7 protein-coding genes are annotated in these 14,971 nt (G+C 49.3%); 2 read left to right on the top strand and 5 right to left on the bottom strand.

The window, feature by feature from the left end; translation table 11 throughout:
• Nucleotides 1–95: 95 nt before the first annotated feature.
• From recD to LMJ53_RS08930, 5 genes are all read right to left on the bottom strand, one after another.
• Entirely contained in the window at nucleotides 96–2,288 is a 2,193-nt protein-coding gene (gene recD, locus LMJ53_RS08910) for an exodeoxyribonuclease V subunit alpha (protein ID WP_229585730.1), read from the bottom strand.
• The gene (gene recB, locus LMJ53_RS08915) at nucleotides 2,278–6,102 is read right to left on the bottom strand and encodes an exodeoxyribonuclease V subunit beta (RefSeq protein WP_229585731.1); all 3,825 of its coding nucleotides are present in this window, start codon (nucleotides 6,100–6,102) and stop codon (nucleotides 2,278–2,280) included. Before recB ends, recD begins: the two co-directional genes overlap by 11 nt.
• Nucleotides 6,099–9,566 (bottom strand): exodeoxyribonuclease V subunit gamma, encoded by a 3,468-nt coding sequence (gene recC, locus LMJ53_RS08920; RefSeq protein WP_229585732.1) that lies wholly within the window; start codon nucleotides 9,564–9,566, stop codon nucleotides 6,099–6,101. Before recC ends, recB begins: the two co-directional genes overlap by 4 nt.
• Nucleotides 9,567–9,781: 215 nt before the next feature.
• Nucleotides 9,782–10,177, bottom strand: a complete 396-nt coding sequence (gene crcB / locus LMJ53_RS08925; RefSeq protein ID WP_229585733.1) for a fluoride efflux transporter CrcB — start codon at nucleotides 10,175–10,177, stop codon at nucleotides 9,782–9,784.
• 86 nt (nucleotides 10,178–10,263) lie between these two features.
• Complete coding sequence (locus tag LMJ53_RS08930) at nucleotides 10,264–12,027, bottom strand: ABC transporter transmembrane domain-containing protein (RefSeq protein ID WP_229585734.1); 1,764 nt, start codon at nucleotides 12,025–12,027, stop codon at nucleotides 10,264–10,266.
• 243 nt (nucleotides 12,028–12,270) lie between these two features.
• Here LMJ53_RS08930 and LMJ53_RS08935 point away from each other — a divergent pair, with 243 nt between their 5' ends.
• Both LMJ53_RS08935 and katG read left to right on the top strand, forming a co-directional pair.
• Complete coding sequence (locus LMJ53_RS08935) at nucleotides 12,271–12,552, top strand: hypothetical protein (protein WP_226752099.1); 282 nt, start codon at nucleotides 12,271–12,273, stop codon at nucleotides 12,550–12,552.
• A 174-nt stretch (nucleotides 12,553–12,726) separates the two neighbouring features.
• The gene (gene katG / locus LMJ53_RS08940) at nucleotides 12,727–14,910 is read left to right on the top strand and encodes a catalase/peroxidase HPI (protein ID WP_229585735.1); all 2,184 of its coding nucleotides are present in this window, start codon (nucleotides 12,727–12,729) and stop codon (nucleotides 14,908–14,910) included.
• The last annotated feature ends 61 nt before the right edge of the window (nucleotides 14,911–14,971 follow it).

Genomic DNA, 14,971 nt, shown 5'->3' on the forward strand with positions numbered 1-14,971 from the left:
AATATCGCGAGGATGGCAAGTACCATTCCCCCCTGAATAGCGCAGCTTATGCCGCGTTATCAGGGGGAGATTGACCGTAATATTAACGGCATGGGCTATGGGCTAAAAGATAAGTGCAATTGCCCTGCCCGGATCGTTGGCCGATCCACCGCTTGTGTTAGCACGGACCATGACGGCACCACTAAGGTCAGTTGCTGAGCAGCGCGGGTTAAGCCGGTATATAACAGTTCACGGCTTAACACCGGGTTATCACGATCCGGCAGTACTAACACCGTATGCGTAAACTCTGAGCCTTGTGACTTATGCACCGTCATGGCAAAAACAGTCGTCACCTCGGCTAAACGGCTGGGTAAGATCCAACGAAGTTGATTATCACTGTCCACAAACACCACCCGTTTCTGCTCTGTATCGGCGGATCGCAGCACGATACCAATATCGCCATTACGCAAATTCAAGTTGTAGTCATTCGCCGTGATCATCACCGGCCGCCCTTCATACCAGCTATCTTGCCGCCCTTGTGCCGAGGCGCTACGTGATACAAAGCTAAGGCTTTGCTGCACTAACGCATTTAAACCGCTGACACCAAAAGGGCCATCGCGTACGGGCGTTAACAGTTGAAAGCCTTGATAAGCCTTGAGCACCGAGCGTGCCCACCGCTCAAACTGCTCAGCACTCGCGCCAGGCGCAGGCCGAGCTGAAATTTGCTGCAAATAACCGGCAAAACCTTGCTGACAAAGTTGCTGCAGAGACGCTAACAGCGCTTGCTGACCTTCTGGATCTGGCTGTGTTGGCTGTAATAAATGCAGATCGGTAAAACCACTGTCCGGATTAAATAATGCCGATACCTCGTTACTGCGACCGTGATTAACAACACGAGCCAGTGCGCCAATACCACTGCTATCATCAAAACGTCGACTGACGCGCAACATGATCACATGTTGTAAATGCCGCGGTGCTTCAGCATCATGCATAAATTCCGGTAAGAGACTTTGAGTAAAACTTTGCAAGAAGGCTAAGGTTTCACGGCTATAACCGCCCTGCTCAGCGCCAGCACATAACTGCCCTAAAATGGCGCCCGCTTCCACCGAGGCCAGCTGATCCTTATCGCCCAGCAATACTAATTTCGCACCGGGCGGTAAAGCCGCTAAGGTGGCATGCATCAATTCAATATCCACCATCGAGGCTTCATCAATAATCAATACATCTAAGGCTAAAGGTTTGGCGCGGTGGTGACGAAATTGCCGTGTACCTGCTTGCACCCCAAGTAATTTATGTAAAGTCGAACTGTCAGCGCTAATCTGCTGAAGCGCACTGTGCCAACTGGCCGGTAACTGCCGTAATTGCTCGGTAGCCGCTTGGATCGACTCTTTTAAACGTGCCGCCGCTTTACCGGTAGGCGCTGCCAATTTAATCACCAACGGCCGAACCTGAGCATCGGCCGAGTCTGCCAAATGCAGCCGTTGCAATAAGGCTAATAAGCGCACCACCGTATAGGTTTTTCCGGTACCAGGCCCGCCCGTGATCACACTAAAATGACTGCGCAGCGTGTTCACACAGGCCAGTTTCTGCCAGTTAATGGCAGCGGTGGTTTGTGGGGTATCAAATAATTCACTTAACCAGCTATTAAGCTGCGCCACCGGCGGTAATGCTTTGGCAACCGGCTGCATTAAACGCTGTAAATCAGCCGCTAACTGCCGCTCATATTGCCAATAACGGTAAAGATAGAGTGTCTCACCCACTAGCACTAAAGGATGTGCTTCCTGCTGTTCACTCGAACCTTGCACCGCGGCACTGTGCGCTAAGGCCTGCTGCAGCTCGGTAAGTGTTAAACCTGCTAATAACGCTGTAGGCGTCACTAATGAAGCTTCCTGCTCGTTGCCAAGGTTTGGCGCGAGTAATGCAGAGGACACCGCTGATAGCGGCGTAAACGAAGCGCTAGTTGGCGCTAATAAAGCACTCTCCACAGAGATATTCAACAACCGCTCTGGCTCGGCTAATAACGCCCTAAGCGATAAACAGACATGACCACGCCCCACTTGATGCGAAAGCAAAGCGGCAAGTAGCATACTGATATTGTTAGACAGGTCCGTGGCAGTGCGGTTAGCTGTGTCACACTCAGCTGGGCTTGCAACCGCCGTATGCTGCTGAATAAAACGAGCAAAGGCTAAATCGAGCGCAGTTAACCAACCCACTCGCTGCCAATCCACCAATAACTGCAATAATTGCGGGCTGTTGATCTGTTTAAGTAAGGCGCTCTCGGCGGCATTGCTCACCAGGTTATTCGACATCTTGCGGCTCCTTACTGACGGTTTTAGCCGAGTCACCCTGCGGTGAACCTTGGTGTAAATAGTGCTCCAGCGCTGTAATTAGCGAGGCCGGTGGCAGATCGGTAAAGGCGGCACAGCCGTTAGATGTTTGGCCGCGCAAAAATAAATAGGCTACGCCGCCCATATGCTGCTCATAACAATACTGCTCTTTTAACCGCACTTTTAGCAGCTTATGCAATGCCAGCGTGTACAACACATATTGTAAGTCGTAACGACTACTTAATATTTTATCGCGCATCGCACTTGGCGTGTAAGCACTGTTATCTGGCCCTAAATAATTCGACTTGTAATCAATAACATAATAACGTCCATTATGCTCAAACACTAAATCGATGAAGCCTTTGAGCATGCCATTCAAATAATTCGCTTGTAAACCCGGCCGGGCATAACCTGGCAGCACATGCTGACAGACCAACTGATCGAGCTGCAGCGTACTGATACCATTAACCGCAAACCAGAACTCGGGTTCAGCCTTATAGTGCTTAAGATCGGCTAAACACAGCTGAGTGCCATCGGCGAGCGTAAAACGTGATTGCAAATAGGCCATCAGCCAGCTATCGAGCTGCTCCCGCCGTGCCAGCCAACTGCCATGACGACAGCGCCGAGCCAAAATAACGGCGCGAACAGCAGCGTCATGCGCCACGCTAGCAAAGCCTTCATCGGCTGCATCTTGCAATAGGTTATGTAAAAAGGTGCCGGGCCCTGCGCCGCGGGGTAAATCGTGTAGGCTCAGCGCCATAGCTTGCTTGCTTACGGCAGTGTCATGGTTCGGTGCACGACTTGCAGTATCTTGCGCTAAGGCATAAGCCAATTCATCCCGTGCATCGTCTTGCTCATCCAACAGATTATGCTCACTCGGACTGTCCGGCTGGCGCATTGCACCGTATTTTAACGCGGAATAACTGGCCACCCACCATAAATCAAACCGATGATCGGCTGGCATATGCCGTGCTTGCGCAGCGGCGGCGGGCTCGGAGCTTGGCGCTACCTGATAGAACACGTTGCTACTAGCTTGCGGCAAAGGCGTAATAGCAATCGCCGGGTGTTGCCACACCTGCTGTGCTTGCTTAAGCCACTCATCAGGTAAGGCGTTGTTAGCCAAGCCGGCTAAATGTGCCCAGGCGGTTTTTTGCCAAACCCGATTGTTACTGCTTCCCACTGGCGCTAAACTCACCCAGCAGGCATGCTTGGCACGGGTGAGTGCCACATAAAGCTTACGGATATCTTCGCCTAAACGCTCTTTATCGGCGCGAGCCAGCATCAACTCGTCTGCTTGCAATACTTGCTGTAACTGACCGTGTTCATCATGAAAATTAAACACCTTGTCATCGGCTTTAATGGGTCTACAACTGCTGATAAAAGGTAAAAACACCAGCGGATATTCTAAGCCTTTTGATTTATGGATCGTGACAATTTGAATCAGCTCAGCATCGCTCTCTAACCTAACAATTTGCTCATCGGCCGCTTGTTGCAAACTGTCACGCTGATAAATGTGCTCGTGTAAAAAGCGGATCAATGCCAAGGGCCCATCCAATTTCGCCGCAGCTTGTTGTAACACTTCAGCCAAGTGCAGCAAATCGGTTAGATAACGCTCGCCAGCGATACCGCTGTTGCGGGCACTGTCAGCTAATAAGCGCTCGGCAATAGCAAATTGCTGTAATAACTGACGGATCATCGCCAGCACACCTTGCTGCTGCCAGGTAGCGGCAAATTGGTAAAATTGCCCGACCCGCTGATCCCAATACTGGTCATCATGCTGTAAGCGGTCGAGCTCAGTTAACGGCAATTGCAACAACGCGGTATAAAGAGCTGCTAACAGCGCACGGCGATCGCCAGGCTCAGCACAGGCGTGCAGTACCGTTAGCAGATCGCGCGCCACTTCGGTATCAAACACCGATTGCCGATCAGATAAATAGACACTGGCCAGCCCACGTTGGCGCAGTGCTTGTTGCATTAAATGCCCTTCCTTGTGGGTACTGACTAAAATAGCAATATCATTACTTTGCAGCGGCACCAACGGCTCGTCGCCCTGCTGAAAACCGGTTTTGCCCGCCGCCGCTTGCAATAACAGCTGCACGATATAATCACTAAAGTGCTCAGCCTGACTTTGCCGATAGCGTTCAATGCTCAGTGGTTTACTGTCATCCATACTGCTGTCTAGCATCGAGGCACTGCACTGCCAAAGTGTTAACGCTTGGCTTGGTACCTTGCCATCAATCAGTAATTGCGCTTTAACGCCTTTGGCCGCAACCTCAACAAAGGGCACTTGATTACCTTGCGCGCTATTAAACAAAAAAGCTTTTTCGCCAGCGGCCTGCTCTGCTGGCATAAAGATGGCATTGGTGGCACTGACTAATGCTTGGCTAGAGCGAAAATTCGTTGCTAAGGTGTAATGACGCCCTGCGGTGTCGCGTCGGGCTTGCAGATAGGTAAAAATATCGGCGCCACGAAAGGCGTATATGGCTTGTTTTGGATCGCCAATTAAAAATACCGCAAGATCTTGCCGATCGTTGGCTAACTGATACACCGCATTAAAGATGCTGTACTGCGCCGGATCGGTATCTTGAAATTCATCAATCAGCGCTACCGGATATTGCTGTCGAAGTACCTCGGTTAATTGTGCACCGCTCGCCGACGTGACCGCGCGCGCCGTTTGTTCAATAATATCGTCAAAACCCATTAACGCATCCCGCGCTAACTGCTGTTGAAACCGCGCTTTACACCAACTGACGGCATGGCTTAATAAACTCAGGGTTAAATCCGGGCCTTGGTTAAACAAGCTATTCAGAGCCAATAACTGCGCCGGAAAATCTTCCTCTAAAGCTGGGCCAGTGTAATTACTCTGAAAATCGCTACCGTAGTTTTTTAGTAGCGCGTCTTTTAAATCAGGAAAATCTTGCAGTACCTGCTCATCGGCAGTGGCTAACCATTGATTTAATGCCGAAAAGTCTTTGCGTACCTTATTACTATTATAAGTGCGTGGTTTATCCAGCCATTTGTTGTTGCAGGCCAAATCAACCCAATCGATATAACGTGGTAAGCGCGTTTGCCAATCTTGCTGCGCCGCTAAGATCTGCTGCTGATACTGCTGCTGTTGCGCGTTGATCATCTCGGCCAAATCAAGGGGCGTTAGGCTTGGCTTGGCATGCTCCCATAAACCGTTAATCCGCTCTAACAAGTCTTCTGGGCTTTGACAAACAGCACGCACCGCCTGCAATTGCTGCGCATTTAAGGGGTAACAAAAGTTACGCCAATAATCACGTACGGCTTCTAGCTTAAATTGACTGAGATCAGTGACTAATTGCTGGCTAAATAAACTGCCACTGCTAAAAGCATGCTCACGCAGCACATTTTGACACCAGCTGTGGATCGTTTTAACACTGGCTTCATCCATCGCTTCGCTGGCCATTTGCAACGCATAAGCACATTGTGGCCAGTGCTCAACGGCAAACTCGGCTTTTAGCGCCGCCAAAAAAGGATCGGCGCCAGCCGGTGTTTCAGTGTCTCGAAACAACACCGCGGCTTCGACTAAACGCTGGCGAATACGATCTTTCAGCTCAGCTGTGGCCGCTTTAGTAAACGTCACCACCAAAATATCTGCTGGTAATAAAGGTAAAGCGCGACGAGCGGGTGCCAAAATTGTGGGAATATGCGCCAAAATAAAGCGCACATACAAGGCCGCAATGGTAAAGGTTTTGCCCGTACCGGCACTGGCTTCAATTAAAGCACTGCCCGCTAAAGGCAATTGCAAAGGACTGCTTAACGTGACGCTCATGCCTCATCTCCTGCATCCTGAGCCGTATCCAGTTTTGTGGCGCTGCCTTGTTGTAATAAGGCAAACATCGGCTGGTAAAATTGCTGACAATAACTGACGAAGTTCGCGGCAAGCAGGCTCTGGGCATCGGTGTAAAAACGCGCTAAATACCCTAACTTGCTTTGTTCACCGGCAATAAAGTCATCACCTAGGTATAATTTGCTTAAGTCTTGTTCAGTCAATTCTTGGTCTTTATCTGATTTTTTCCACCAGGCTTCGGCCAAACTTAACGCAACCGGTAATGGCTGAGACAACGCCTCGGTTAAGAGTTTAAATAAATTAGCCAGCTGACTTGTCGCCTCATCTGCCGCCATGGGCGACAGGGTTAACATGCTGCCTTCACCAATAATAACCGTACTGAGTAACTGATTTGGTAACGCGGCACTGGCAAAAAGATGCTTTAAATAAGCCACGATAACGTTACGCCAAACCAGTTCGTGACTGCGCGCTTTAAAATTAGCCACTTTGCTCACGTTTAATTCGATTTGCAGCAACTGCCCATCGGCAACGTGATACAGGCTGTTTAGCTCATCTTCTAACTGGTAACCTTCGAAAGATAAGCTAAATCGCTCTGCACTAAACGGCTTTTTGGTATCGCGTAACTTGCAAAAGTATTCATATATCGTCAGTACTGCCGCCTCGCTGTCGGCTAAAACCGGATCAGCCGCATGGCCATAAGGCAGATGACCGCGCTGCCTTAGCCGAGTAATACTCTGCTGCAACAACAGTGTCGGCGCGATGCTCATGCTATTGGTTTCGGCTTGCAATAGTTGCTGTAACAACAGATCGCGTTGTTGCCAAGCCACTAAATTATCGGCAGTAAATTGCTCAACATCGGTGGCGGCTTGCTCAACACGCTCAAGATAAACCCCAAGCCGTCTGCGGGCTAACATTTGTGCCGGTTCACGCAGTAATATGCGTAAGTCAGCTAAACTAAACGCCGCTTCAGCTTGATACGCCGGTAAAGGTGTCAGCGTAGCGGCAGCCGCAGTTGTATTATGCTGATGTAACGGCAACCACTCTTTGGCATAACTAAAATAGCGGGCATCCGCCTCAGCTTGAAAATAGCTACTGGCAAAAGGTTGTAAGCGATGGTTAAGCGTTAAGGCCGCAGCGCAGTCTGCACCCCATACCGCATTCAGGTGTTCTTGTAATTGCCCCACTAATACCGATGGCGGCAAATGGCTATTATCTTGCGCACTTTGCCCAACCCAGCTGATATAAAATTGCTCACGCGCCGAGAGCATGGCCTCTAAAAATAAATAACGGTCATCTTCACGGCGCGAGCGATCACCGGGCCGCGTGTAATAACTCATTAAATCAAAATCGGTTTTACTGCTGGTTCGTGGGTAATCTTGATCATTCATTCCCAGCAAACAAATACGTTTAAACGGAATAGCCCGCATCGGCATTAAGGTGGCAAAGTTGACACTGCCGGCCATAAAGCGCTGTTGTAAATTAGGCTCATCCACCGCACTTAACCAAACATCCAACACGATGTTATAACGCAGCTCGCCGTGAAACTCGGCTTCATCAGTACTGCTTAACCACTCATCAAGAGTATCGCGTAACCGACCAAGCAGTAAATACTCCTCATCTGACTTGGCTAAAAACAGTTCATCCAGCAAGTTTTGTAATAATTGATGCCACTGTGCCGGTGTTTGGCTTTGTGCCAAGGCTTGCCAATAATGCTGTAATAGCTGCAGTACATTGGCAAGTGCCCCCACCGCTTGCGCAGCAATACCGGCGACTTCAGCATAGGGTTCAATCTGCTGCCACGGTTGCTCAACTTGGTTGCCAGCGGCATAGCCATACAACATACGATCTAACGCAAATTGCCAACTATTGGCATTAAAGGAATAGTCTAAACCCAAGGCTTGGCGCTGCTTCGCATCTAAGCCCCAGCGAGCACCGGCTGCTTGGCTCCATTGCTGCAGTTGCACTACCTGCGCTTGGTTGATCGCAAAACGCTGTTGAATTGCCGGCACATAAAGTAAATCGAATACATCGCTTTGGGTAAAACGCTGTTGTGGCGCACTGAGCACCAATTCAAGGGCTTGCAACATCGGGTTACGCTGCCGTAACCCTTGATCGGCAATGGTATAAGGAATAAAACGTTTATCCTCGCGCGCTAGTTGACCGAACACGGCATCAATATAGGGCGCATAATGGTTGATATCCGGTACCATCACCATAATATCGCGCGGTTGCAAGCTTGGGTCGGCGGCAAAGGCGGCAAGTAATTGATCATGCAACACTTCCACTTCGCGCTGTGGGCTATGACAAGATTGAAAAAGTAATGACTGATCAGTTGCTTGGCGCTGCCGCCCTTGCTGACTTTCTGCTAAAGGCCGTAAATTCAAAATATCACTTTGTAAATGTGCTAATAGCGTGTCGTTTTCATCTTCATCAAATAAATCAAAATGCAGATCGGCAAAACGCTCAGCCTTAGCCCGCGTTTCATCAAACTCATCCAGTAAACGAATATAATCACGCCCCTGTTTGCCCCAAGACGCCAGCAAGGGTTGAGCAAATTGATGTAACTCGGCTTGCGCGACTGCCGTTAAGGGTTGTTTTTCTTTAAAGCGAGGCTTCGCTGCTTGATTTAACAACTCACGGCCATCCACAATATCGGCCCAGTGGTATTTACACGGGTTATGAACGCACAGCACCACCTGACACAGCCCTTTAAGGGCGTGTAGCACTTCTAAGGTTTGCCGCGGTAAGGAAGAAATACCAAACACCACAATGCGCGGCGGTAAGGCGGCCGGTTTGCGATCCGCGGCGGTGAGGATAGCGGCTTCTGTCAAAAAGCGCTGATGCAAAGTAGCGCGGTTACTACAAATTTGCTCGGCGCCAATATCTTGCACCAAGGCTCGCCACAACAGAGCCTGCCATTGCTGATCGGCGGCTAAAGGCTCGGCTTTACCACGATGCCAAATTGTTGCCTGACCGTTAGCCCAAGCGTCCAGCCAATCAGCCCGATACACTTGATACTGATCGAACAAATCAGCGAGCTTGTCACTTAACTGAAATAGCTTACGTTGATCGGCATCTTCTGCCACATAACTTTGCAGCGCGGCAAACTCGGCATGTTGCTGCATCAACGCAGGTAGTAAACGCAATAAGCGCCAGCGTAAACGGCTTTTATCAAACGGTGATTGCCTGGGGATCGCTTGGCCAAGCACGGCCCTATAGGCACGCCACACTAAACGGGCAGGCAAAGTCACCTCCAGCATAGTGGCAATACCGGTATGACTGGCCAGTGCTTGTTTTAACCACTGGGCAATACCATTAGATTGCACCAATACCACTTCTTCTTCTAAAGGGGCTATCGGATATTGCGCCACTAACTGCACCACAAGATCAGTTAAGGCTTCTAAGCGATGGCTATGGGCAGCAATAAAGCCGGGGGTGAGGGTCATTGTTTCGTTCCTGAAAACTTGACTGCATTTGCTAAAACAGTCAGTTAACTGTTTGCAAAGGCAATAACGATGGTTGCGATATCATAACGAGCAGGCAGTATAACGCCACACTGTAAATTTGCACAGTGTAGCGTTGGCGTACATATCAGTATCATTATAAGCAAACTGCGGTGATCAGAAGCCTGTCGCGCTGGCGAAGCGTTAACCCAAATAGCTTAAATTGTCGCGCTAGGCTGTAACAAAACACGAGCAATGGCAAAACCCACCCCGGTTAATAGTAAAGAACCGAAAAGATGGAGGCCTGCAGTGGCAGCAGCGTGTGCCATTTTTTGCTCTAGCAGCATTTCAATCACTTCCGCAGAAAAGGTGGAAAACGTCGTTAAGCCACCTAAAAAGCCGGTGATAATCAATAAACGCCACTCTGGCGCTAAGCTAGAGTGTTGCGCCAACCATGGCACCGCCACCCCGACTAAAAAGCCGCCCAGTAAATTGGCGGTCAAGGTACCCAGTGGTAACACATGCCAATGTTGATTCAGCGCTGAGCCAAGTAACCAGCGCAACACCGCGCCAAAGGAAGCGCCAACACTGATGGCGAGAATAGGTAGTAACATTGCGCACTCTTTGCTTGTTATTGGGGTTTGTGAAGCTCACCGCACCTTGCCAGCGCTCTGGCAAACTAATCAGCTTTGGTGAAAGCTTATTCCGTTAAAAATTGCAGTTGCGCCAATTCTTGATACAGCGCACAACTTTGTAAAAGCTCGTCATGCTTACCGCTGGCAATTACGCGACCTTTATCTAACACTAAAATGCGATCGGCAGTCAGTACCGTGCTCAGTCGATGGGCAATGATCAAGGTGGTGCGACCTTGCATCGCTTGCTCTAACGCTTGCTTAACAGCGTGTTCGCTGCTGGCATCTAAAGCGCTGGTGGCTTCGTCTAATAGCAAAATCGGCCGATCCGCTAAAATGGCGCGGGCAATGGCAATACGTTGTTTTTGACCACCCGATAAGCGCACACCGCGCTCACCCAGTTGTGTTTCGTAACCGGCACTAAACTGCTGAATAAATTCATCGGCACGCGCGGCTTGGCAGGCCGCTTTAACGTCAGCCAAGCTGGCCTCTGGCCGACCATAGCGCACGTTTTCGACAACAGAATCGGCAAATATTACGGCATCTTGCGGTACCAGTGCAAATTGTGCGCGTAACTGCTGAGGGTCAAGCTGTGTAATGGCTTGGCCATCTAACGCTATGCTGCCTTCGGTGACATCATAAAAGCGTTGTAACAATTGAAATAAAGTACTTTTACCGGCGCCACTGGGGCCAACAAGGGCTAAACGCTCACCGGGTTGAATGTGCAGATCCAGTTGTGACAACACGGTTTGTTCAGGGACTTGCGGATAAGCAAAAGCAACCTGCTTAAATTGCAGCTCACCGCGCACCGGAGCGGTAAGCGTTAGCGGTTGCACTGGCGCACCAATCGTCACTGGCATTTCCGCTAATTCAATTAAACGTTCAGCCGCACCTGCGGCGCGCTGTACCTCACCAATCACTTCGCTAATCGTCGCCATGCCGCCGGCCACCATTACGGCATAAAACAAGAAGGCGGTTAATTGCCCAGGGCTGACCTTACCGCTCACCACATCTAAAGCGCCGACATAACCGACAATGGTGATAGCGCCAATGCTCAGCAGCATCACCGTACCAATTAACAACGCGCGATAAAAAATACGGCCGCGCGCGGCAGCGAGCACCTGCTCGATTTTTGCTTTAAACACGGTTTCATCGCGTGCTTCGTGACCATAGGCTTGTACGGTATGAATTTCGTGCAGACTTTGATCCACATGAGCACCAATAACGGCTAATTTGTCTTGGCTGTCTCGCGCCAGTTGCCGTACCTTTTTGCCTAACACTAAAATAGGTAACAGTACTAAGGGCACCGCGATAAATACTAAGGCGGTTAATTTAAAGCTGGTAAAAGCCATCATAATTAAACCGCCGATGGCCGTCACCGCAGAGCGCAGTGCCATCGAAAGGCTGGAACCGACCACGCTTTGTAACAAGGTGGTATCGGCGGTAAAACGGGAAATGACTTCGCCGGTGCGCGTTTCACTGTAAAACGCCGGTGAGAGCCTTAGCATATTGTGATACACCGCATTGCGAATATCGGCACTGACGCGCTCACCCAGCCAGCTCATAAAATAGAAGCGTAAAAATACCGCAACCGAGGCGAGTAAGGTGATGCCAAGCACTAGGGCAGTGAGTTGATTTAAACGCGCTAAATCTCCGGTAACAAAGCCTTCGTCGACCATCAGTCGCACGCCCTGCCCTAAACCCAGCCAGGCTAAAGAACCAATCAACAGAAACACAATGGCTGCGACCACACGGCCGCGATAAGGTAATAAAAAGCGGCCGATCCACGGTAATACAGCACGTGTGGCAACGCCTTTGCTGGCAACAGTCATACATTCCTCGGGTAAGTCAGCAAGTAGGCTAGCTTGTTAATGGTGACAACAGACACTGAATACAAGCGCTGATTAAACTTTAACGCTGCTGACTGTGGTATGGCCTTGTACCCACTTACCAATAATAAAATTCAAATAATTTATTCACTTAGCGTGATAAGTGTTGTCATAGTAACGGATCCCGCTAAACCTTACTCCTGGCTGGCCGATATAGGATTATTGTAGGAAAAAGGATCTGGCATAATGAGCAGCAAACACGATAACAGCAGCATTACTCCCGAGTTTACCGAAGAATTGCGTTATTTACACAAAGTGATGCAAGCCATTGATATTTTGGGCGAGCAACCTGAGCTAGCAGTGGTTGCCTATGGCCGGATCTGGCAATACCCTGATTTATTAAAAACCGCTATACGTTATGCGTGGCTGGCGCAATTACACGGTTTTGATATTGAACCGTTTCGGCGCTGGTATAACCGCGATGCCGAGATATTTACGCATTACGGTGTAGAGTGGCAACCGCATTAAGCTGCCACTTTTAGCCATTTATTTTAACCACTAATTCATTTCCTAATTCAAAAAAGCTATTAGACTGTTCGGAATAAGTCACTTTAAAAAAATTTGTTAGGGGTCTATAGTCAATGCAGTTACAAACGGCTTAGCCGTAAACGTTTTTGCAACGACCTCAATAAGGAGTGATCAATGAGTACGAACAATTCCTCTGGCAAATGCCCTATCGCGCACGGCGCGAACACGGCCAATGCCAACAGCACTATGGCCTGGTGGCCAAACTCCCTTAATTTAGACATCTTGCACCAGCATGATCAGAAAACCAATCCACTGGGTGCTGATTTTAACTACGCCGAAGCCTTTAAAACTTTAGATTTAGACGCAGTTAAAACCGATCTGAAAGCCTTAATGACCGACAGCCAATCTTGGTGGCCGGCTGACTGGGGTCATTATGGTGGTTTATTTATTCGAATGGCTTGGCACAGTGCTGGTAGCTACCGTATTGCCGATGGCCGTGGCGGTGCCGGTACCGGCAATTTACGTTTTGCGCCACTAAACAGCTGGCCAGACAATGGCAACTTAGATAAAGCCCGTCGCTTACTGTGGCCCATTAAAAAGAAATACGGCAATAAACTCTCTTGGGCCGATTTAATGATCTTGGCCGGCAACATGGCTTATGAATCAATGGGCTTAAAAACCTTTGGCTTTGCTGGGGGCCGGGAAGATATTTGGCATCCAGAAAAAGACACCTACTGGGGCTCAGAAAAACAATGGTTAGCCCCATCTGGTAGCCCAGGTACTCGTTACTCTGGTGAGCGCGATTTAGAAAACCCACTCGCTGCAGTGATGATGGGTCTCATTTATGTCAATCCGGAAGGGGTTGATGGCAAATCCGATCCGCTTAAAACCGCGCATGATATGCGCGTGACTTTTCAACGCATGGCCATGAATGACGAAGAAACCGTTGCTTTAACGGCAGGTGGCCATACCGTGGGTAAAGCGCATGGTAACAACAAAGAGAGCAATCTAGGCCCGGCACCAGAAGGCGCGCCGATTGAAGAGCAAGGCTTTGGCTGGGTTAACCACAAAACCCGTGGCATAGGTCGCGATACCATGACCAGTGGTATTGAAGGCGCGTGGACTACCAACCCTACCCAATGGGATAACGGTTACTTCTATTTACTGCTAGAACACGATTGGCAACTGACCAAAAGTCCAGCCGGTGCCAGTCAGTGGGAGCCGGTAAGCATTAAAGAAGAAGATAAGCCGGTTGATGTAGAAGATCCGTCAATTCGTTGTAACCCGATGATGACCGATGCCGATATGGCACTAAAAATGGATCCAGAATATCGCAAAATCTCTGAGCGTTTTTATAAAGATCCAGCTTATTTTGATGACGTATTCGCTCGGGCCTGGTTTAAATTAACGCACCGTGATTTAGGCCCTCGTAGCCGTTACCTTGGCCCAGATGTGCCAGCAGAAGAGTTAATCTGGCAAGATCCGATCCCCGCTGCCGATTATCAACTTACCGATGCTGATGTGACAGCATTAAAAGCAAAAATCTTAGCCAGTGGTTTAACTATTGGTGAGTTAGTAGCAACCGCTTGGGATAGCGCCCGTACATTCCGTGGCTCTGATTACCGTGGCGGTGCTAATGGCGCGCGTATTCGTCTGGCGCCTCAAAAAGATTGGGAAGGTAACGAGCCTGCTCGTTTACAAAAAGTTTTGGCGGTGTATGACAAGATTAAAGCGGATTTTGCTAAAAACGTCAGTATCGCTGATCTTGTTGTGTTAGGGGGTACCGCCGCTATTGAACAAGCCGCCAAAGCGGCAGGCGTGAATGTTAGCGTGCCCTTTGCTGGAGGTCGTGGCGATGCGACACAACAACAAACGGACATCGAAGCGTTTGAGGTGTTAGAACCCTTACATGATGCTTACCGCAACTACCTGAAAAAAGATTATGCGGTACAGCCAGAAGAAATGATGTTGGATAAAACGCAGCTATTAGGCTTAACAGCACCAGAAATGACCGCGTTAATCGGTGGTATGCGGGTACTTGGCACCAACTATGCTGGCAGCAAACATGGTGTCTTTACTGACCGTGAGGGGGTGTTAAGTAATGATTTCTTTGTTAACTTAACCGACATGCAATACAGCTGGAAACCAACGGGCCGCAATAGTTACAACATTGTTGACCGTGATACCGGCACAGTAAAATGGACAGCGACACGAGTCGATTTAGTCTTCGGTTCAAACTCTATTTTACGTGCTTATGCCGAAGTGTATGCGCAAGACGATAACCAGGAAAAGTTTGTGAAAGACTTTATTAACGCCTGGGTAAAAGTGATGAATGCCGATCGGTTTGATCTGAAATAATTCGCTTTTAAAAGAACTAAACAGGCACCCACGCGGTGCCTGTTCTTTTTGTAGACCCTAA

The sequence above is a fragment of the Rheinheimera sp. UJ51 genome, from assembly GCF_020819615.1.
Classification (GTDB): Bacteria; Pseudomonadota; Gammaproteobacteria; order Enterobacterales; family Alteromonadaceae; genus Alishewanella; species Alishewanella maricola.

Bases quoted from the DNA above. Each gene is read 5' to 3' on its own strand.
- LMJ53_RS08935 (WP_226752099.1), top strand. From the start codon at position 12,271: ATGAGCAGCAAACACGATAACAGCAGCATTACTCCCGAGTTTACCGAA.
- recC (WP_229585732.1), bottom strand. From the start codon at position 9,566: ATGACCCTCACCCCCGGCTTTATTGCTGCCCATAGCCATCGCTTAGAA.
- recB (WP_229585731.1), bottom strand. From the start codon at position 6,102: ATGAGCGTCACGTTAAGCAGTCCTTTGCAATTGCCTTTAGCGGGCAGT.
- katG (WP_229585735.1), top strand. From the start codon at position 12,727: ATGAGTACGAACAATTCCTCTGGCAAATGCCCTATCGCGCACGGCGCG.
- crcB (WP_229585733.1), bottom strand. From the start codon at position 10,177: ATGTTACTACCTATTCTCGCCATCAGTGTTGGCGCTTCCTTTGGCGCG.
- recD (WP_229585730.1), bottom strand. From the start codon at position 2,288: ATGTCGAATAACCTGGTGAGCAATGCCGCCGAGAGCGCCTTACTTAAA.
- LMJ53_RS08930 (WP_229585734.1), bottom strand. From the start codon at position 12,027: ATGACTGTTGCCAGCAAAGGCGTTGCCACACGTGCTGTATTACCGTGG.